The sequence below is a fragment of the Abiotrophia sp. genome (genome assembly GCF_057275535.1).
The window spans coordinates 53,361-73,874 of sequence record NZ_DBHIRJ010000002.1; the positions used below are offsets into that span (position 1 = coordinate 53,361).

The 20,514-nt window shown below is 46.1% G+C and carries 15 protein-coding genes; 2 read left to right on the top strand and 13 right to left on the bottom strand.

The features are described from left to right. Positions 1-121: 121 nt before the first annotated feature. The 11 genes from ACO53F_RS01660 to ACO53F_RS01710 all read right to left on the bottom strand — a co-directional run bounded on the left by ACO53F_RS01660 (position 122) and on the right by ACO53F_RS01710 (position 15,569). Complete coding sequence (locus tag ACO53F_RS01660) at positions 122-1,603, bottom strand: response regulator (RefSeq protein ID WP_485137073.1); 1,482 nt, start codon at positions 1,601-1,603, stop codon at positions 122-124. Continuing rightward, positions 1,561-3,291 (bottom strand): sensor histidine kinase, encoded by a 1,731-nt coding sequence (locus tag ACO53F_RS01665; protein ID WP_485137074.1) that lies wholly within the window; start codon positions 3,289-3,291, stop codon positions 1,561-1,563. The genes ACO53F_RS01660 and ACO53F_RS01665 overlap by 43 nt, the downstream gene beginning before the upstream one ends. Continuing rightward, positions 3,260-3,889 carry a DUF624 domain-containing protein gene (locus ACO53F_RS01670; protein WP_070756237.1) on the bottom strand — a complete coding sequence of 210 codons (630 nt, stop codon included), beginning with the start codon at positions 3,887-3,889 and terminating at the stop codon, positions 3,260-3,262. Before ACO53F_RS01670 ends, ACO53F_RS01665 begins: the two co-directional genes overlap by 32 nt. Then, entirely contained in the window at positions 3,879-6,161 is a 2,283-nt protein-coding gene (locus ACO53F_RS01675; protein ID WP_485137075.1) for a GH92 family glycosyl hydrolase, read from the bottom strand. Before ACO53F_RS01675 ends, ACO53F_RS01670 begins: the two co-directional genes overlap by 11 nt. A 155-nt stretch (positions 6,162-6,316) precedes the next feature. Continuing rightward, complete coding sequence (locus ACO53F_RS01680) at positions 6,317-7,771, bottom strand: ABC transporter substrate-binding protein (protein WP_070756235.1); 1,455 nt, start codon at positions 7,769-7,771, stop codon at positions 6,317-6,319. 59 nt (positions 7,772-7,830) lie between these two features. Beyond that, the gene (locus ACO53F_RS01685) at positions 7,831-8,751 is read right to left on the bottom strand and encodes a carbohydrate ABC transporter permease (RefSeq protein ID WP_023391290.1); all 921 of its coding nucleotides are present in this window, start codon (positions 8,749-8,751) and stop codon (positions 7,831-7,833) included. Between the two features lie 11 nt (positions 8,752-8,762). Continuing rightward, the gene (locus ACO53F_RS01690; protein ID WP_396229644.1) at positions 8,763-9,719 is read right to left on the bottom strand and encodes an ABC transporter permease; all 957 of its coding nucleotides are present in this window, start codon (positions 9,717-9,719) and stop codon (positions 8,763-8,765) included. 365 nt (positions 9,720-10,084) lie between these two features. Next, entirely contained in the window at positions 10,085-10,942 is an 858-nt protein-coding gene (locus tag ACO53F_RS01695) for an ROK family protein (RefSeq protein WP_485137076.1), read from the bottom strand. Further along, positions 10,939-12,348: a glycoside hydrolase family 1 protein gene (locus tag ACO53F_RS01700; RefSeq protein WP_485137077.1), complete on the bottom strand. Its 1,410-nt coding sequence runs from the start codon at positions 12,346-12,348 to the stop codon at positions 10,939-10,941. Before ACO53F_RS01700 ends, ACO53F_RS01695 begins: the two co-directional genes overlap by 4 nt. A 357-nt stretch (positions 12,349-12,705) precedes the next feature. Continuing rightward, positions 12,706-14,667, bottom strand: a complete 1,962-nt coding sequence (locus tag ACO53F_RS01705) for a bacterial Ig-like domain-containing protein (protein WP_485137078.1) — start codon at positions 14,665-14,667, stop codon at positions 12,706-12,708. Positions 14,668-15,149: 482 nt separating this feature from the next. Further along, on the bottom strand, positions 15,150-15,569 hold the full coding sequence (locus tag ACO53F_RS01710) for a MarR family winged helix-turn-helix transcriptional regulator (RefSeq protein ID WP_485137079.1): 420 nt from the start codon (positions 15,567-15,569) through the stop codon (positions 15,150-15,152). A gap of 151 nt (positions 15,570-15,720) precedes the next feature. Here ACO53F_RS01710 and ACO53F_RS01715 point away from each other — a divergent pair, with 151 nt between their 5' ends. Continuing rightward, positions 15,721-16,062: a winged helix-turn-helix transcriptional regulator gene (locus ACO53F_RS01715; protein ID WP_314255085.1), complete on the top strand. Its 342-nt coding sequence runs from the start codon at positions 15,721-15,723 to the stop codon at positions 16,060-16,062. A 1,057-nt stretch (positions 16,063-17,119) separates the two neighbouring features. Beyond that, positions 17,120-18,043 carry a homoserine O-succinyltransferase gene (locus ACO53F_RS01720; RefSeq protein ID WP_485137080.1) on the top strand — a complete coding sequence of 308 codons (924 nt, stop codon included), beginning with the start codon at positions 17,120-17,122 and terminating at the stop codon, positions 18,041-18,043. Positions 18,044-18,277: 234 nt separating this feature from the next. Here the strand turns inward: ACO53F_RS01720 and ACO53F_RS01725 are convergent, their stop codons facing one another. Both ACO53F_RS01725 and ACO53F_RS01730 read right to left on the bottom strand, forming a co-directional pair. Then, positions 18,278-19,405 (bottom strand): phosphotransferase enzyme family protein, encoded by a 1,128-nt coding sequence (locus tag ACO53F_RS01725; RefSeq protein ID WP_485137081.1) that lies wholly within the window; start codon positions 19,403-19,405, stop codon positions 18,278-18,280. Positions 19,406-19,430: 25 nt separating this feature from the next. Further along, positions 19,431-20,354, bottom strand: coding sequence for a nucleotidyltransferase family protein (locus ACO53F_RS01730; RefSeq protein ID WP_485137082.1), 924 nt, complete (start codon positions 20,352-20,354; stop codon positions 19,431-19,433). Positions 20,355-20,514: the final 160 nt, after the last annotated feature.

Genomic DNA, 20,514 nt, shown 5'->3' on the forward strand with positions numbered 1-20,514 from the left:
TGTATCAGTACTATTTTACTCTTGATTGGGTCAAAATACAATGTATTTTCGCTAAAAAGAGCCCCAGTTAGCCCATAGGACTCTGGCCCTGTCCTAAATAAAAACACGGCAAGGCTAACCCTTACCGTGTCGTTTGCTTATCCTCCTGAGCCTTAAGGTGATCATGATAGTGTTGGCGATACTCTTTGGGACTGACACCCTCAGATTGTTTAAAGACCCGATAAAAATAGGCTTGATTCTGATAGCCAACCTTGACCGCAATCTGGGCCACTGACAGCTTAGACGCAATCAGTAAATCCTTGGCGATGGCTAGACGATATTGATTGATATAACGGGACAAGGTCATACCGACCTCGCGCTTGAAGAGTTGGCCCAAGTACATGACATTGACATGGAGATCATCCGCCAAACTCTTCATGGAGATATTCTCGTTATAGCGCTCATAGATAGCCGCCAAGACTTCATTGACTATTGGCGGATAGAGGTGGTGGCGTTTCTCATGCCCACCTAAATCCAAATTCTCCTTGAGATGCTGGCTTAGCAAGGCAAAAGTCAGAGGCTGATTGGCCCCTTCATCTAGGAGACTGGTTGGGGTATGCTGGTTAGATTTAATATCAAAATAATGCCGAATCAAGGCCGTTAATTGCACCACTTCCTGCGGCGCCAATTCCCGTTCCTGGCAAAAGGCCAAGAAACTATCTAAGTCTGCATCCAGTTTAATACTATTCTGCTTGTCGATGGCTTCATAGAGATGGCCCACTAATTGATCGACTAACTTGGCAGTTGCCGGATCACTTTGAGTACTTTCGCTCTCATCCTGCCAAAAGATTTGCCTAGCTCGCTCTTCATCCCACTCCCATTCATAGAAAAGCCGTCGACTTTCAGCCTGAAGGAAGCTTTGGAGTTTATGATGAATGTCGGTTAGGCTAAGCTTAGTCTGTATTTGCATGCTACTATCTTGAGACTCTTGGCAAGAATCCGACTGAGGCATAATCCCTAGTAGCCAGTCACCTAGCACCATAATAGACCAACCGCCCGCAGCCAACAATTGGGGCTGGCAAGTCTTTTGTGCCAAAACCCACTGCCAGTTGGGGGCAGCGACATCCTGGTAACGAAGAGGTAAGCTCCCTTGGCCTGTCTCTAGCCAACTAGTCAGTTGAGCTTGCTCATGGTCCGAAATAACCTGAGCTAGGGCTCGCTTATCCCGAATTTCTTGGGCCACTTGGCTAAGCACCCGATGTAGTTCCACCTTGTCGATTGGCTTGAGCAGGTAATTCTTGGCACCCAACTCCATACCTCGCTTGACATATTCAAATTCCTGATAGCCTGACACAAAAATGAAGGCAAAGTCCTGGCCTAGTTCCTTAGCTTGACTAATAAAATCAATCCCCGTCACGTTAGGCATATTGACATCGGTGATGACAATATCCACAGCTTGGTGACTCATTAAGTCCAAGGCTTCCTGGCCATTACCAGCTGTCCCTGCAAGTTGCAGGCCTAGTTCTTGCCAGCGGATCAGGCGTTCTAAGCCTTTGACAATCATGTACTCATCGTCCACAATCATGACCCTGAGTGGGGCGGGTTGAAAGGACACTTGAGCCATACACGGACACCTCCTTCTTCATTGACTTGATAAGATAAAGTAGCCTCGCCACCAAAATAATGATGGAGTCGCTCAGCCACATTAAAGATTCCAATTGACTGCCGGCTATTCGGTTCAATGGGTCGAGCTCCCTCTCTTAATCCTTGATTTAAGGCGCTGAGGGTTTCCGGGGACATACCTCTCCCATTATCAGACACTTCAATCCAGAGCCTGCTAGTCAGGCTAGCTTGGTCGACCAGGTCTTCTAGCCAGACTTTGATGGCTAAGCGGTTATCGCTTCTGGCAAAATCTACGCCATGCACAAAATAGTTTTCGATTAAGGGTTGCAGGGTAAACTTAGGTAGGACAAAGGCTTGACATTCTGGCGCCACTTCAATCTCTACCTGCAGTTTGTTAGGATAACGTACCTGGTAGAGGTGGATGTATTTACGACAGAAGGAAAGCTCACGTTCCAAGGTCGTCTCCTTCTCATCGCTAATATTATTCCTGAGTAGGGCAGCGAAGTCATAGACGATATCGGCTAACTCATCCGCCCCCTCCGTTAGGGCACTCATGCGAATAAATTCCAAGGTATTATACATAAAATGCGGATTGATTTGCGACTGCAAAGCCTTGAGAATGGCTTCGTGCTCGCGGGCTTCCATGGAATAGAGTTCCTGTATGTTAACCTGATACTGATCTAACATGGTATTAATGGAATGGGTAATTTCCCGTAGTTCATCCTGCTTATCCGTTTCCCGAATACGATAGTAAAATTGCCCTTCTCCAATTCGCTTGAGGGTCGTGACCATATCATGAACCTGATTGGAATAGGCCCCGAAGAAACGATAAAGCAAGGCCAAGAGGATGACTGCCACAAGTATGGTAATCAAGGTAATCACTAATACTGGACCCGTAACCCGTTGCCAGATGATCGACTTAGGCAGAAGGCTGATGATTAGTAAATCTTCGCCCGTCTCCATGCGGCTGATCAGGTAGCCAGAAGGCACGTTTTCTCCTTTGATGACTGCTTGTAGCTTGTCTTGACTCAGCTTGCCACGTTCTAGGAGCATGCGTTTTAGCTTGGCATCGACGACGACCGTTTGAGCCTTTGTTAAGAGTGGCGACTCAGCCACCCCTTGGAAGAAACGATCGGCATGATAGTTGACTTGTACCTGCCCCAAACTATGGCCAGAACGCAAGTCGAATAAGGGCCGGTCAAAGCCAATCTCTTGACCCTCTTCTTTACTTATATCAGACGGCATCATCTTACGGCCTCGTGTGTTGTCGGCGGTAGAGACAATCAGTTCTTTGGCATTATCAACATGGATAAGAATCGAGGTAATATCTTGAAACTCCCGATGAAGTCGATAGAGCTTATCCGGCAAGTAGAGATTGTATTGACGATTCATCAGAAAACTCTCTAGCGACTCCTGGTAGCTATAATTGGCATAATGGCGCAAGGCTTCAATCTGCTTTGTTGACTCGGTCAGTTTTTGCGCGATTTTCTGAGTATCTTGGTCGGCCTGACCAAGTTCTGTCTGAATATGGTAGTGCATGAGATTAAGCTCCGCCAGGGCATTATTGACGTTATGTTGATAGAGCAAGTAGACCGCTACTAGAGGCAGAAGAAAAACTAAGACCAAAATCAGGGTCGCATAGTAGCGTAAGAGGCGACTAAAGCGATTGGGATTCTTCTTCTGGCTCATGCGGAATCACTCCTTGCCGGCGCCATTCTCTCAAATAGAAGGACGACAAGCTAGTCACCCAGAGAGGGACTGCGAAGATAAAGGCTAAGGCTGGGAAGGTCATCACTACCCAGACAATAACCAAACTATAAACCAAGGTTAGAAGATTGGGACGTGGCGTCACCAAAAGTTGGAAGAAGCTAAACTTAATGAATTGGCTAGCTTCCCCCTGGTAGACTACCCGCATTTGACTCTCTGCCACTAAAGCTAGGTTCACTAAGACTAAAACGGTCACTTGGATGACAAGGGCCACCAAGAAGATCAGACCCCGCATTTGAGACGTAATAAAAATCAACCAGCACAGGAAAACAGACAAGAGGGTATAGAAGAGATTGAGTCCCCAACTATCACGACGATTGGCCTTATAGCTATCCCAAAAGCCAGAGAAAGTCAGCAGGTCTGCCCGCCACTTAGCGCTTTGGTGGGCTTCAGTTAAGGCCGTCAGACTAGCCATGGTGCCAAAAATGCCCAAGCCAGCCAACCAACCTAACCAGAAAAAGGCCGCCCCCTTCATCCAATAGTAGACTCGCATCATCATCTCAACAAGTTTAGTTTCCATGCGCTTCCTCCTCTATCTTACAATCAAGACTATTATACTCCCTTTGGCCATTTAGTGCTAGAGAAAACGGTCTTAAAGATGCTTCCAATGGCTTATGAGACGGCAAGAAACCCAGTTCTTGCTCTAATTGGCCACCCGCCATGATATCCTCATAAGTCAGGAAGTGAGCAGCATAATCTTGGCCATTTAATTGGCGGCTCAAAACCACATTGAGTACCTGGCTAGGATTCAGGGTAGTCCATTGGAAGCCCCGTCCTTCACTTAAGTTGAGACTGGCCTGGTCCCAAATGCTGATCCCTAAGACATATTGATTAGTCCCTGGTGTCACGGCATAAATTCCAAGAGAACTCAAAACAAACCAGGCTGATAAGGAGCCGTTGTCCTCGTCGCCAATATAACCTTCTTTTTCCAACTTAAAGGCTTCTAGCATGAGCGATTTAAGCAATTGATGGGCCATATGTGGGTAGCCAGCATAGATTGGCAAGTAAGGCAAATGGAAGCTGGGCTGATTGGACAGGGCCAGCTGGCCCCAGTCACGACGGGCCATTTCTAACATTTCATGAATTTCATAGCCATAGCCATCCACCCGGTAGCTGGCTGGTTGATTAACTAAGGCCTGCAGCTGCTCGTAGAAGGCAGCATCCCCGCCATGTAAGGCCACTAAATCAGCTAAATTATGATAGACTGCGAAAGACTGCTGCCAAGCAGAGCCCTCGGTATAAGGGCCACCCCAGGCTTGGCTGACAAAGTCGCCTAAGAATCGGCCAGCTTGATCCTTGGCCCGCATCAGCCCGGTTTCGTCATCGAAAAGCTGGCGGTAGTTGAGTGATTGTTGGCGGTAATACTTGGCTCGCTCGGAATCACCTAAAGCCTGAGCTACCTGACTAATACAGAAGTCACTATAGGCGTAGTCCAAACTTTTATTAACCGACTCGCCATAGCTTGCTGGCAAATAGCCCAATCGACGATAATCGCTAGCTCCCTGGCGACCTTCTAAGGGGTGGCCACTCTCTGTCTCCGCCGTATAAAGCATGGCCTGATAAAGCTCCTGGGCTAATTCTTCAGGCACTAACCTCTTAACGATGGCATCCGCAATGACCGCATCCACCAAGGTGCCTGGCATGAGCCCCCGTTCATCAGGAGACAACCATTTAGGCAAGAAACCATCTTCTCGGGCGACAGCTAGAATACCTTCTAGGAAGAGTGGCACCATTTCAGGCACAATTAAGGCATAGAGTGGGTAGTTAGTCCGGAAGGTGTCCCAGTAGCCATTGTTGATGAAGAAGTAGCCAGGCTCCAACTTACCCGTATAAGGCGATTGGTGGATAGGCTCCCCGGTCTCCGACCACTCATAGGCCGCCTGAGGAAAGGTGGACGTCCGATAGAGGCAATGGTAAAAACGATCGACTAGCTTTCTTTCTCGATGGCTAACTGTTAAACGACTAAGATAGTCCTCCCACGCTGCCTCCGTCTGAGCGCACTGCTGGTCCCAGGTCTGGCCGAAGAAGTCAGATTGCCGATAATTAAGCTCCAGCTGGGCTGGGCTAATATAAGAGGTCACCCATTCCAAGTGCAAGAACTGGCTTAGAACAGCTTCAATGCCATCCAACTCTAGCCAAAGTTGGTGGAGACCCTCTCCCAAATCCACCACCTGGCAAAGCTTGAAGGTGACACCCTCCGGCGCTAGCATCCGGCTATATTGACCATATTGACCGTACTTAGACCCTGCTAGCTGATTGGTGTAGAAAGTCAGCTGATGACCCTCTAGCTCATACCAACCACTTTGGTCCAAAACCAAGCTCATGACCCAATGTCCCTTAGGATAGCGTCGGTCAGGCGTCACCTTAAGGCTGGCCCCATCCTGCGTTGGACAACAAGCCACTTGCAAGCCGTCGCGTAAACGTTGGTAGGACAGAAAGCCTGGCCGAAATTGAGCCAAATCTCCGCGATAGCCCGAGCTAGCCAATTCTCGACTGGCCTCAGCCGACAGTGGCTCCTTAAGTTGACCCCACTCCTTATCCGTTAGGCAGGCCACCTGCCAAGTCACCCAGGCAAAGTCGCCCATCCAGGGACTGGGTTGGTGGGTCAAACGAATCCCAAAGGCAGTCCCATCTTCCGGATGGAAAAATCGTGATTCCCCAGGCCGGGTCTCCAAAACAAAATGATTCATGCCAAAGGGTACCCCAGTATAAGGCAGGGTGTTGCCCTGACCTAAGCGGTGACTATTCCGCGTTCCCCAACGGGTATCAATGGTTTGGTAAGGAGCTGACATCTCTTTTCTTCCTTTCTTTCAATCGTCAATTCCTGGACTGACGGAGCATGCTGACTAAGCCAACGTAAGCGGGCTGCCCCGGTTGCAAGAATCGAAGATTCCTTTAACAACAAGAGGCTGGAACTGAGTCCCAGCCTCGCCTTATTCATTAGGCATTAGTTTTTGTTTTTCAAGAATTCGTCGTATTGACGTTGCATTTCTTCCTTGATCTTATCAATACCTGCGTCTTTCAAAGCTTTGTTGAATTCAGGTAAGACTTTTTCAGGGTCAACTGTACCAGTGTGGAGACCTGCAACATATTCGTTAACGACGTTGTTGACGTTAGCAATTTCGTCCGCTACAGGTTCTTGGTTGAAGTTGAAACCTAAGAGTGGAGACTCTGTTGCTTCTTTCAAGCCTTTTTCAGAAGCAGCCAATTGTTCTGGTGTGATGCGTTCATCTTTGTAAAGCAAGGCAGCGTTCCCTGTGTTCCATGCAGACATGTGAGTTGCACCTTCGTTGTACTTAGGCAAGAGTTTGATCTTGTCTTCGCCAACTTTTTCCCAGTTCTCGCCTTCTAGACCGTACACCAAGGTGTTCATGATTTCTGGTTTAGAGTTGATGTAGTTAAGCAATTTAACTGACTCTTCAACGTGATCAGAGTTTTGAGCGATAACGAAGTTTGACATACGTGCTTGAGCGTTAGTCTTGATAATGGTGTCGCCGTGAGGCACGATTTCTAAGGCTTTACCAGAAACAGCACGGAGTAAGTAGTTACCGTAGTCACGTGGCCCTACTGTTTCTCGACGCATGAACCAAGTATCAGCATCTAATGGGTAACCTTGGTCAGAAGTGGCAGCGTCTTTAGGTACGAAGCCTTTCTTGTAGAATTCGTGCATTACCTTGATTTCTGGAATGAAGGCATCTGTTTCTTCATAAGGGTTCACGATCTTGGCAGTATCGCCTTTGAGGTAAACCCCGAGTGGCACGGCATCGCCAATGACATAGTCAAAGTCATGCCCTACACGCCAGCCACGACCTGCAGCTAAAGGCGCTACACTAGGTTCTTTGTCTTTGATAGTTTGTAAGAGAGGCTCTACATCTTTGAGTTCTTTGATGCCGTCTAATTTGAGGTCATATTTCTTCAAGAAGGTTGGGTTGAAGGTGTAGAACTCTTGCGCATAAACGTTCCCGTTTACTGGGAAAGCATACATCTTGCCGTCAACTGTGTTCCCTTTGATGTAAGCTTCATCTAAGTACTTGAAGGAGTCTTGAGCGTGTTCTTTGATTAGGTCAGTCAAGTCAGCATAAGCGCCTTTTGAAGCATTTTGGATGTAGCCAGAGGCACGTGCGATGTCGTATTTTTCACCTGAGTTGGTCATTACGTTCATCTTGTCATCGTACTCACCCCAACCTAGGTAGCGGATTTCAAGTTTAAGGTTTAAGTCACGAACGAAAGCTTCGTTAACTTTAGCCAAAAGTTGATCCAAGTTATCAGGTGGTGTCCCGATTTGGTACATGGTGATAGTAGTTGGCTCTTCAGCTTTAACAGCTGGAGTGAAGACAGAAGCTACCGATACTGCTGCTAAAGCAGACATAGCCATATTACGTACAAGACGTTTCATTTTCATTGTGGATTCCTCCTAAAATTTTTATATTGTTATTACCTGTAAGAATGAAGTGGTCACGTCTATTCCTTGACGCCACCGATGGTTAGACCAGAAATAAAGTATTTCTGGAAGAAAGGATAGCTTAAGGCGATTGGCAAGGTTGAGATAACCACCATGGCCATACGCGTTGCTTCCCGCGGAATAGAGACGCCCGATACGGCCGAAGCACCTTGGGCAGCATTTTTAACGATATAGTCAATATTGGCTTGGATTTGCATCAAGACATATTGCAGTGGGAAGAGGTTTTGATCATCTAAGTAAAGCAAAGCGCTAAACCAGTCGTTCCAGAAACCAATAGCCGCAAAGAGAGAAATAGTTGCAATCCCTGGAATGGCCAGTGGTAGGACGATTTGGCGGAAAATTCGAAATTCGCCTGCCCCGTCAATCCGAGCGGATTCAATGATGGATTCAGGAATGGACTTGCGGAAGAAGGTCCGCATGATGATGACGTTGAATGGGCTCAAGGCCATTGGCAAAATCAAGGCCCAGATGGAGTTTCTTAGCTTGAGTAAGGAAGTCATCACGATATAGCTTGGCACCATCCCAGCCCCTACCAACATGGTCACCAAAATGATGAAGAGGAAGAAGCGGCGGAAGATGAAGTAAGGTCGTGATAAGGCATAGGCATAAGTCGAAGTAACTGTTACGTTAATCAAGGTCCCAACCACGGTCACGAAGACTGTCACCATAAAGGCATTGACGATGGTAGAACTTTGCGTAAAGAGATACTCGTAACCTGCTGTAGACCAGGCATCCGGAATCAAGCGATAGCCGTTCCGCACAATGGAGTTTTCATCGGTCAGCGATAAGATGATAACAAAGATGAAGGGAAAGACACCCGTCAAACCAACCAAGGTCATCAGAAGACTGAAGAAGAAGTTAGCTTTGGGGCCGAAGGTATCCACCGATACCTTACCCAGTTTTTTCTTGGTCTGAGTCATGGTGGCACCTCCTAGAATAAAGCAGAATCTGGATCAATCTTGCGCACAATCAAGTTAGCTGACAGCAACAAGATGAAACCAACGAAGGACTGATAAAGCCCGGCTGCGGTGGTCATCCCCAGGTTCCCTGCGTTTTTCAAACCATCATAGATGTAGGTATCTAAGACGGACGTGACATTTTTAAGTGGGCCAGATTGAAGTGGTACTTGGTAGAAGAGACCGAAGTCGGCCCGGAAGATGTTCCCAATCCCCAAGATAACCAGAATAATCATCATAGGCACCAAATGTGGAATCACGACGTGACGGATTTGATCCCACTTGCTAGCGCCATCCATTTGAGCGGCTTCATAGTAGGTCCGGTCAATCCCCACGATGGTCGCGAAGTAGATAATGGAGGAATAACCAATCCCTTTCCAAATCCCCATGAAGACAAGGAATGGTGGCCACATATCAGGTGTTGTATACCAGTTAGTGTCAGCCTTCATGCCCATATCCCCTAACATTTGGTTCAAAAGACCGCGGTCAGTAGATAGGAAGGTTAAGACAAAGATACTGATGATAACCCATGACAAGAAATAAGGTAAGAGCATGGAAGTTTGAATGGTCTTAACCAAAAGCTTACTACGTAATTGGCTAAGAATAATCGCGAACATAACGGCGAAGATAAGACCAATAATAATAAAGGCTAGGTTGTATAAGACAGTGTTCCGGGTAATGAGATAGGCCTTAGAACTTGAAAATAGGTAGTTAAAGTTGGCGAACCCTACCCATTTACTGTCGAGGATGGACTGAACAAATCCTCCCTTGGAGAACCGAAATTGCTTAAAGGCCACCACGTTCCCTAATACTGGAATATAGTAGAAAAAAATAAGCCAAATCAGCCCCGGTAAAGTCATAATGAGCAAGGGTATATTTTGTTTCCATTTGCGTCGCTTTTTGGAGCTTTTAGCTTTTTGCGCTGCTTCCATTGTCACTCCTCTTTTCTGTTAACGTTTACAGTTTGTATTATACGACAATTGCCCCTGACTTCCTATCCTCAAATCATAGGTAATTTATTAAAAATTATAGGTATTAAATCATACATTGTGCACTAAACCCGTATAGACAAATAGTTATTTCGCCCGAGACTCTAGCAACTAACTTGTACTTTTTAAGCCCCTCTCTCGCTCTTAAATTAAGTAGATATTTTACTAGACTTTATGGTCGTGTCAGATCAAAGCAAAAAGGCATGACTGAAGTCATGCCTTAAATATAAGCTAATTGAGTTTGATTCCTTGGAAGCCAGACTACTCACTAAGTTCAGCTGCTTCCAACCAGGTTACCCCTGCCCCAATCAACTAAGTTCAGCTGCTTCCAACCAGGTTACCCCTGCCCCAATCAAATTAGCTTCTGCTTGATGGGCACAAGAACGCACCTGAGGATGATGGGGGACTTCAGACGCATCTAAGAAGGTCTTGACCCGCTCTTCCAGTAGCCGACTGAAGTCCTGATTACCCGACAGGGCGCCGCCAATCAAAATAAGTGGCAAATCCATGAAGACGTAGAGATTATGAATCAAGAGAGCCAAGTCATCTACCATTTGATCGACGGCTTCCTTAGCTTCTGGATAGCCTTGCGTGGCCAGTTCCAAAAGGGCCTTGAAGTCGCTGGACCCATTATAACGCCGTGCCACATTGACCGGGCTCATGGTTGGGCTGACCCGGCGACTAAAGTCGACCATGCCATAACCAAACTCACCGGCAAAGCCCCCTGGGCCCCGGTAGAGCTGGCCATTTAAGACCAGGGCGCCCCCAATGCCAGATCCTAAGACTAGGAGGGCGGCGGCTTGGGCTCCCTGAGCAGCTCCTGAATGAACTTCAGCTACTGCCGCACAGTTAGCGTCATTTTCAATGGTAACGGGCACTTGGAAGGCTTGGGTCATCTCTTGAACAAAAGGCCGATGATGGATATAAGGGACGGCACTAATACCTTCGATAATGCCTTTATCTGGCAAAACGGTCCCTGGCACGGAAAAGCCAATCCCTTTGATCGGCAAGTCCAATTCTTGGCGGAGTTTGGCAAGCTGGGACTGGAATGCCTCCCAAGTCGCTGGCGTCGGGAACTTCCCTTGATGGCTCAGTACCTGCCCATCAAAAATCCCATACTTAACGCTCGTCCCCCCGACATCGCAAACCAGTAGTTGCTCGCTCATGTCATTTCCTCCCATTCAAAACCATGATTAGCAGTCAAATCTTTGAACCACCAGCCGGATTTCTTGACGGTCCGGGTCTGGGTATGAATATCGTTAGAGATTAAGCCATAGCGGTTCTTGTAGGCATTGAGCCAGGACCAACCATCGACTGGTGTCCAGACATGGTAGCCAAAGCAGTTAGCCCCTTCTTGCATGGCCCGGTTAAGCCAGTAGAGATGTTCGCTGAAGAACTGAATCCGATACTGATCTTGGATAATGCCGGTCTGATCGAGATAGCGCTCCTCACGCGAAACGCCAATCCCATTCTCAGAGACAAACCAAGGAATATTATCATAATTATCTTGAAGGTTCTTGGCAATATCATAGAGGGCTTGAGGATAGATTTCCCAGCCCTTGTCCACGTTCATACGACGGCCTGGCATTTGATAGTCATTAAAGTAGCGTTGTGGCATCCAATCAACGGTTAAGCTGTTAGGCGAGATTTCGGGAGCCTTAACCCGATGAGGGTGGTAGTAGTTAACCCCGATATAATCCACGCGATTGTCGCGGATAATGGCTAGCTCTTCTGGCGTCGATTCCCACAAGACGCCGTCTTTAGCCAGAATGGTCACTAATTCCTCTGGAAAATGCCCCTTAACTGAAGCATCTAAGAAGAGGCGATTAACAAATAAGTTGGCAAAATGCGCCGCCGCCAAATCTTCTTCAGATTGGCTAGCTGGATAAGCCGGCGTCAGGTTAAGGGCAATGGTGACCCGACCTTGCGGATTTTGATTGATTTGGCGGTAGGCTTGAATGGCCTTAGCAGAGGCTAGTTGTAGGTTATAGGCTACTTGCACAGCCTTCTTGCCGTCTACCAACATAGGATAGTGGAAACCATAGAGATACTGGCCTTCTACGACTACCATAGGCTCATTGAAGGTCATCCAGTCGGTCACACGATCGCCGAAACATTCAAAGGCCCGGCGCGCAAATTTCACAAAAAGCTCTACGACATGTTTGGACTCCCAACCACCGTAACGCTCATAAAGTTCGATTGGTAAATCAAAGTGGTGAAGATTGATAATCGGCCGAATGCCGGCAGACAAGAGGGCATCAATGACCCGGTTGTAGTAAGCTAGCCCTTCTGGATTCAAGCTTCCTTCCTCTAAATCATCAATCAAGCGGGTCCATTGAATGGAGGTCCGCAAACTATTAAAACCTAAGTCCTTGAATAGGGCGATATCAGACTCATATAAATGGTAGAAATCGGATGCCACATCTGGCCCTACATAACGGAAGAAATCTTCCGGCTTAGTATCATAATGATAATCAAATACATTGACATGGGGCTTATGGAATCGCCCTTCATTTTGTGGGCCAGAAGTTGCCCCACCCCACCAAAAATCTACTGGAAATGTTACTTTCATCGTCATCACCTCACCCTTATTATAGCATGACCCTGACTGTACAAAATATAGACCTTTTGCGACAAACTATAGGCTTATCTTAAAGCGCGCCAAAGCTACTAACAAAGAGCCTGTCGTCCAAACCAGGGGGAAATCACCTTATTGCAGCAATTTTTTACACCGAGTTGTGGTTAACCACAACTCGAGTCAAAATCGTGGCCAAACAAGAAAGTTATATAAGACACAAAGGATGCCCCTATATCAAACAGGACCAGATAAAATGTCTCGCATTTCGCCAAAATTCATTTCCCTAAAAATTCTCTAGTTTGCCCCTTTAGACAGAAAAAGGCGGGAGACCTAAGTCTCCCACCTCCTGGCTTAAAACCAAGCAAATAAGTCTTTCATTTGTCGGCTAAGTGATTCTATTTCTCTAGCAGGAATCACTTCTAAAGGCAACAAGGCCTTAGCCGCGTTCACTGCTTTTTGAATGGATGGATATAAGCTGGATGTTGGGAAGCGAGACATCAAGTTTTCCCCACGGTTGATGAGGGCCTTGAAATCATTTAAGACCTTGTCTTTGTTGGCTGTCCCGTTGAGACGACGCAACTCCCCATAGAGGCTCCAACGAGCGCCTTCTTCCTCATTGCTACGAGTAAATGGTGAATTCAAGGCCTCTTTAGCCCGGGCAAGTGCCATATCGACCGCTACGCGCGCTCCTAAGGTGGCATATTGGTAGTGACCCGTCTGGATGACGGCTTCTGCTTCAGCAACCAAGGTTTTAAGACGTGTGAAGTCGATTTGTTCCTTAGGTTTAACCACCACATCAAAGTGGCTGAGCACTTCATTTTTGAAGGTCATGGTGATGCGTTGAGTCCCTAATTTATTCTTGTCATAGCCTGAGTAGACCACACGACGATGAACGAATGGTTGCAGAACTACACGCCCATCGCTATAGAGCAGACGGAAGCGTCCGCCAATTAAATCTAGGTCTTCACCTTGAATATATTCAGCTTTCGGTAAGGTCACGACATCCATGCCGACAACTACGCGTGAGTTGTCTGGCGCTGGTTTGTAGACGAAGACCTTCCAAGGTAAGCGTACCTTGTGGCCTAAGAAGCTGATTTCTAGGTCTTGTTGGCCTACTGTTTGGCTATTAAAGCCTGAAACCGTTACGGCTGGGTTAGTGAGGTCATAGACCTTACCTGCAAAATCACCCACATAGCGAACAAGAAGTGACGTGTTGCTAAAGTCTAATTTCTCCCCAACTCTATAGATGCGTTTTGCCTTATCTACGTCAAGGGTCATCTGGCTAATTGCCAAGTGGGCATCTTTTGGAACATCCACTTGACCTACTGCGCTTTGCGCTAGGCCTGGTGTTTGAATGCGATAATAGAGCGTCTTGATATCATTTTTTAAGGCGAGCGGTTTAAGTAATAAATTGCCACCTTGATCAGCAATACCAGTTGCTACAATTTTACGTACTTTGGCATTATCATAGACGGTTACAGTACTATGTTGTGGCAAGTTTTTCAAGCCCAATTGCACGTAGCCTTCCCCTAAAGCATGGAGGGTCACTTGGCTAGGATCCAGCGCCGGAGTCTCAGGATTTGGTTTTTCATACATCTTCCAGTTGTAGATCCGAACACCTGGATGCTTGTTACCATTGGTTGCCGTCTTAACAACAAGGCCCCACTCATCAGATTCGAAGGGACGTTCTAATAAGACATCTGTCACAGATTCTTCATTGCCACGAATGGCCTTAGCTAATTTCCAGCCTCTGCTCTTCATATCGCGGAAAATCAGGTCGAAGTCACGCGTATTCATCTCGCTATCTTCGCCACCTGCCCCTGCATGTTCCACTACCAAGCGCACAATGGTCCGCGGACGGTCTAACTTAATCTCAACACGCGCTTGGCTCTTAGGCGTAAAGTACTTATCTGACAAGCCTTTTTTGGTTCCGTTCAACATCTTGTTGGCCGTCTCGGCATTTTGACCAGGCGTAGATTGATAAGTAATGCTTGCTCCAAGCACCACATTTTCCTCTTGTTCAGAGGGTGCTTGAGGAGCTGGACTTGTTTGACTAGCCTCTGAAGCTGGCTCAGTCTGAGGAGTTTGGCTTGCTGATTCCGGGCTGACGGATTCAGCAGGCACTTGTGGTAAGACCGGGGAAGTCTCTTCCTTGCTAGCTACTGCGGGGACAGTAGACTGAACTGGCACTTCGGATGAAGTGGAATTGGCAGGTTCAACTGCCTGTGCTTGTCCCTGATAGGACAAGGCCATACCTAGAGCGATAGAGGTCGCCAAGGCATATTTGAAGCGGGTAGAATGTTTCTTTCCCATTTCGATTCCTCCTATTGGTTATTTGATACTTCCAGTATAAGAGAGGCTACCCTTAAAAAATATGCACAAACTATAGAAAAATTAGCACAAATTATAGTTTTGTTCAATTTTTAGCTATCTTTATTAGGGGTATAAGCACAATTATATTGAACCCTTATTTTTAGACTTAACTATCACTTTAGTTTGTAAATGTAAGCATTATATTATTTGGTTTAGGGCGGTGAATCCCTTTTAATATAGATATTTACAAACTACTAAATAGAAACCATAAATTATTATGACTATAATCTATACACAACACCGAAAGGTACTATTGCCCGTTTATAAATACCTAACTATACTGATGCGACTACCTTTTTGTTAAATTTGTCTTATTCTATTGGATAATCCCTCCCTTTGCCTACCTAAACGACACAAAAAAACAGGGGGCCTGTTTCAGGCGCCCTGTTTGAAAAAATCATCATCACGATAGATTATTCAATTTAGTCGAATTTAATCTTCTTTAATAGGGTACTAAGTCGCTTTAACTCTGTCTCACTTAATTTGCCGAAAATTTGATCGAGGCGAGCAGCGTGCTCGGGGAAGATATCTTTCATTAACTCATAGCCTGACGGACTCAGGCTAATATAGGCCACTCGGCGGTCCTTAGGATCTACTCTTCGGACCACAAAGCCTTTATTTTCAAGCTGGTTAATGGTATAGGTGGTTGACGAAGAAGAAATAAGAATTTTCTTAGCTATCTGCTGGACCGGAAATTCCCCTTTGGAGTAGAGCAACTCGAGCACCCCAAACTCCGTCGTATTAAGCCCATAATGGGTGATATCACTCTTAAGAAATTGGAGCAGTTGACCACTTGTACGCACTAGTCCCACAACAACTTTTAATGCTAATTCCTGATGCATAAGACAACTTCCTCCTCTTTTCACACTTAAGGTTCTATTATAACAAGTCTTGTTTTTTTCAACAAGAAAAACTTTTGTACTTGACGATTCGATTATAACTTAATATAATATATTAAGTATCAAAAATATATATACGAAGGAAGTAAATGATATGACACGCTTCAGCAGTGACAAACTCCCCACTTGTCCATTTGTCGTCACCCAAAAGGTATTATCTGGCAAATGGGCTATTCTCATCCTCCATGCCCTCGAGCAAGGTCCCAAACGCTTTAACGCCCTCCACCGTGAGCTATCCGGGATTACGCAGGCTACTCTAACCAAGCAATTGCGTCAGTTAGAAGAAGATGGTATCATCCTCCGCAAGGCCTATCCTCAGATTCCACCTAAGGTGGAATACCAATTAACCGAGATTGGTATTGAGTTTCGCCTAGTCCTAGAACAGCTAGGTACTTGGGGCGGCAAATATATTCAGTTCCTAAAGAACCAAGACTAAGAAAAAGCGTGTTGACTCCCCTAAGTCAACACGCTTTTGTCATCATGATAGAACGCGTCAAAATAGAAAAGTTTTCGGTATGCCCCTATACTTCCTATTTGACTGACGATATTCAACTGAACCATGGTCGGCCTTCCCCTAAAGGGCGACTACTTTATCAGCGCTTCCATCATTCGAATAGTAACCAATAATAATGAGGTTATGCTAGCCTTGTGCTAGCCATGAAGTATCTTGACTAGGCTGACCGAGATCCCTCAATCTCATGGTCAGTGTCAAGTTACAGGATGAGGTATCTTCTGCCTCTTCAAAAGGCAACCTCAGATAATGTGATCAACGGTGGTAGCAAGCTATCATCCCTATTAAGCAGAGAAACCACTTATCAAATAACCAAGCTGTAGCCATCACTTGTCCTTGATCTCTTGCCTACTCACATCCCCTATCATCCGATACAACGCGCCGTTGCACTCTGACAGGATAGGTTCTTTCAGCCGAATCCACCCTCAGGTGAAAAAAAGAACCATAAGTGGCATAAGATTTAGGTATCTAACCCACAAGCGATTGATGTGATTGGAACCAGCCGTCGTCACAATCATCCTAAATTCGAAACGACACACAGCAAAAGAACTACTTCCCCTCTATTTTTAAAAGCAGTATCTTAAATCACTTAGTTATCTCGAATTCGAAATAATTATATCACGCCAATGATGGGCGGTCAATATATTGATTTTCAAAATATTTTCTTAAATAAGTGCTTATTCCGCCCTTTTAACATTCGGATTTACATGAACTTTTAATTGATTTTTTTGGTTTGCATTCTTGTTTTTCTTTGCCAAGTAAAATTGAACCGTTTTCGATAAACTTTCTTTCGCTTTTCGCCATTATTTTTTAGCCTAAATCTCCATATTTTTTTCTAAACGTCCTCTATCTATAAGTAAAAACTATAGATACTCCTATAAAATCAGTATAGCCAGATGATTGACCCTGGCCCGCTTTAGCCCTTACAATAAGAGAAAAGCTCCTTTACTTGATAGGAGTGATCGCGTCAGGAGGTTGCCCTTTGCCTATTCGTATTGCTGATGGCCTACCCGCCAAACAAGAATTACTTCATGAAGGTATCCAGGTCATGGAAGAGCAGACCGCACAGCGCCAGGATATTCGCCCGCTTAAAATTTTGCTCCTCAATCTCATGCCCAAAAAAGAAGAAACTGAACTTCAATTTCTACGCCTTCTAGGTAGCCAACCTCTGCAAATTGAAGTCGACTTCCTCCAGATGTCGAGCCGTAAGTCCAGCCACACCAATGCCTCTCATTTGGAGAAATTCTACTATCAATTTAATCAAATCCAAGATCGCTATTATGACGGATTAATCGTGACTGGAGCTCCAGTAGAACACCTTGACTTCGAAGACGTCACCTACTGGTCAGAACTCCAAAGCATCTTCGACTGGTCTAAAAGCCATGTCTTTTCTTGCCTCCATATCTGCTGGGGGGCGCAAGCGCGACTCTATAACGACTATGGCATAGCTAAGCATACCCTACCTATTAAGCTTTTTGGTATTTTTAGTCATACCCTGACCCAGCGCCATCATCCTCTAACGCGTGGTCTAGACGACACTTTCTTAGCGCCACAATCGCGCCACACGGGTATCGATGAAGCAAGACTGGCCCAGCACCCAGAGCTAGATGTGCTGGCTACCGCGCCTGAAACGGGGACCCTATTGGCCGCTTCCAAAGATAATCGGCAAATTTTTGTCACGGGTCACATGGAATACGATGCCTTGACTTTAGATCAAGAATATCGTCGGGATTTAGGTTCTAATCCTCAAGTCTGCCTGCCTCTGAACTACTATCCTCAAGATCAAGCGGATTTACCACCCCAACATCGTTGGCGATCTAGCGCCTATCTCTTCTTCCATAATTGGCTGAACTTGGTTTATCAACAAACGCCTTATGATTTAACCACGCTTGATGACCAAGCTTAAAAATAAGACCTCCAAACACAGCAAGAGCCCTCCCCTAAGTGGGAGGGCTGCTTTTTGTGCTTATTTAAGGACAGTCCCGTCTGCTAAGGTGATGATGTGTCCATTGAAGTTGATAGCTTAAGTATAGGATGCTTACTTAAAATCTACTTAAAGCCATAAAAACTTTTTGGTCTTATTCAAATCCAATAAAAAATGCCGACTAAGTCGGCATTTTTGAGTCTAATTTATTTGCTGCTAACAAGCTTGAGCCGCGCGCGCTACAATGGCTTTGAGTTCAGGCCATTGAGCTTCCATTTGAGCCACTAAGGTCAACTGAGTGGCGGTCCGATCCAAATTCTGGCCTGGACGGCTGGTGCCATAATAGACGTCGCCATTGAGGTAGTCGGTCAGGAAACGAATCCCCTGCTCCAAGGTAATGACCCGTGCTCCCCAAGGTAGCAATTCGATTTCTAAGGTGGTTAGGCGATCCCCCATCCCCTTCAAAAAGCCTCGCGTATAGACTTCAAATAAATGGGCATCAAATTGGACCTTGCTCAAATCTGCCTCGTCTTCCGCATTATGGTTGGCCCCAAAGCGAATGGCATCCCCATAATCGAAGAGCACCAGACCTGGCATAATGGTATCCAAATCTACGATACAGAGGGCCTGGCCAGTACTAGCATCCATGAGAATATTATTGAGCTTGGTATCATTGTGGGTCACGCGCAGAGGCAATTGGCCTGCGTCTAACAAGTCATAGAGCAGGTAGCAATCAGATTTGCGAGTTCGTACAAAATCAATCCATTCCTGAACCTCTGCCACACGTCCCGCACGATCTTGGGCGACGGCCTCTTCAAACTGAGCATAGCGATGACGCGTATCATGGAATTTGGGAATGACTTCAGTCAGCTGGCTAGCATCAAAATCATCTAAATCAGCGGCAAAAGCCCCAAAGGCTTGGCCAGCCCGATAGAACTCGTCCTCATTGGTGACTTGTTCAATGCTGAAGCTATCCTTAATAAACTCATAGATGCGCCAATAGGTCCCATCTTCCAAGCGCGTATATGGTAAGCCCTCACGATTAAGTACAACCGTCAAGGTTTCCCGCTCGGGGTCGCCACCACGACGCCTGATAATTCCCTTCATGTAATCTGTCACGGCCAAGATATTCTGCATAAGCCCAGGAACATCTGGGAAGATAGACTGGTTGATTTCTTGGAGGACATACTCCCCTTGCCAGCCTTGATCATCCCCTTGTTGGATGCGGTAGGTTTTATTAATCAGGCCGTTACCTAAGGGTTCCAAGGCAAGCAGGTTCCCTGGTAAATCATAAGCTTGATAGGCCAAGTAGGCCGGCGATTCGGTCGCTAGAACGGTTGACATATGCTTCACTCCTTTTGCTACTATCCTAAACTTCTGGCCACAAAGGACTTGGGTAAACACCTGACTGAGTCAAACTTTCAATGGCTTCTACCACTAAAGGTTTGTCTTCTTGATAGGTGACCCCAAACCACTGGGATTGGGTTTCTAAAATCTTGACTCTGGCTTGGTCAGACTTAATTTGTTTGCGAACTACACTCGGCAAGTAGTACTCGCATTTATCAGGCTTAGTCCGAAGGCCCTTCTCCAAGAACTCTGGTAGATAGCCTTCAATAACTTGGATGAACCCTTGGGGAAAGCCCCAGAGGTTCATGGACACGATGGTTTCTGGATCTACATTCACCCAATTTAGACCGTCTTGCGTATAGTGAATCCCTTCTGGATAGGCTTCAATCTGAGTCTGCTCTTCAATTTCAACTAAGTAGCCTGACTCATTAATCTGGCAAAGACCACGCGAAACCGCCCCGTTAGCCGAGATCGTTTTCTTGAGAGGATAGCCCACCATACTATAACGCGGATTACGATAGGTCTGCATTTTCACCAAATAATCATAGACCGATTGGAAGGCGTGCCGGCCATAGAAATCATCGGCATTAATAACCGCAAAAGGTGCATCAATCAAGTCTCGCGCACACCAAACCGCATGGGCAGTCCCCCAAGGCTTGGTTCGGCTAGTTGGCACGGCAAAACCCGCCGGTAAATCTTCTAATTTCTGATAGGCATATTCTACTGTCATATATTGTGCTACACGGTCGCCAACTTGGGCCTTAAAACGTTCGGCCATGTCAGGTTTAATGATAAAAATAACCTTCTTAAAACCTGCTTCTTTCGCATCATAGAGCGAATAATCCAGCATAACCTCCCCTCTTGGTCCGACTGAATCAAGCTGTTTGAGGCCACCATAACGACTGCCCATTCCGGCTGCCATGATGACTAGAATTGGTTCTTTCATCTATAAGACTCCCCTAGTGCCTCTTAAGAAGGCAAATGTAATAATCGATTGGCTATCCACATTTGGATAGGCGACAGCTTTATTTTAGCATATTTTGACGCCTTTGTAAGCTATTTCATTTTACTTAGGGGCTTTTTCTCAGCTTATTTTCCCTACTGAG

What these genes read in the sequence shown, in the direction of transcription:
- ACO53F_RS01660 (WP_485137073.1), bottom strand. Translation starts at nt 1,603, where the DNA reads ATGGCTCAAGTGTCCTTTCAACCCGCCCCACTCAGGGTCATGATTGTG.
- ACO53F_RS01665 (WP_485137074.1), bottom strand. Translation starts at nt 3,291, where the DNA reads ATGAGCCAGAAGAAGAATCCCAATCGCTTTAGTCGCCTCTTACGCTAC.
- ACO53F_RS01670 (WP_070756237.1), bottom strand. Translation starts at nt 3,889, where the DNA reads ATGGAAACTAAACTTGTTGAGATGATGATGCGAGTCTACTATTGGATG.
- ACO53F_RS01675 (WP_485137075.1), bottom strand. Translation starts at nt 6,161, where the DNA reads ATGTCAGCTCCTTACCAAACCATTGATACCCGTTGGGGAACGCGGAAT.
- ACO53F_RS01680 (WP_070756235.1), bottom strand. Translation starts at nt 7,771, where the DNA reads ATGAAAATGAAACGTCTTGTACGTAATATGGCTATGTCTGCTTTAGCA.
- ACO53F_RS01685 (WP_023391290.1), bottom strand. Translation starts at nt 8,751, where the DNA reads ATGACTCAGACCAAGAAAAAACTGGGTAAGGTATCGGTGGATACCTTC.
- ACO53F_RS01690 (WP_396229644.1), bottom strand. Translation starts at nt 9,719, where the DNA reads ATGGAAGCAGCGCAAAAAGCTAAAAGCTCCAAAAAGCGACGCAAATGG.
- ACO53F_RS01695 (WP_485137076.1), bottom strand. Translation starts at nt 10,942, where the DNA reads ATGAGCGAGCAACTACTGGTTTGCGATGTCGGGGGGACGAGCGTTAAG.
- ACO53F_RS01700 (WP_485137077.1), bottom strand. Translation starts at nt 12,348, where the DNA reads ATGAAAGTAACATTTCCAGTAGATTTTTGGTGGGGTGGGGCAACTTCT.
- ACO53F_RS01705 (WP_485137078.1), bottom strand. Translation starts at nt 14,667, where the DNA reads ATGGGAAAGAAACATTCTACCCGCTTCAAATATGCCTTGGCGACCTCT.
- ACO53F_RS01710 (WP_485137079.1), bottom strand. Translation starts at nt 15,569, where the DNA reads ATGCATCAGGAATTAGCATTAAAAGTTGTTGTGGGACTAGTGCGTACA.
- ACO53F_RS01715 (WP_314255085.1), top strand. Translation starts at nt 15,721, where the DNA reads ATGACACGCTTCAGCAGTGACAAACTCCCCACTTGTCCATTTGTCGTC.
- ACO53F_RS01725 (WP_485137081.1), bottom strand. Translation starts at nt 19,405, where the DNA reads ATGTCAACCGTTCTAGCGACCGAATCGCCGGCCTACTTGGCCTATCAA.
- ACO53F_RS01730 (WP_485137082.1), bottom strand. Translation starts at nt 20,354, where the DNA reads ATGAAAGAACCAATTCTAGTCATCATGGCAGCCGGAATGGGCAGTCGT.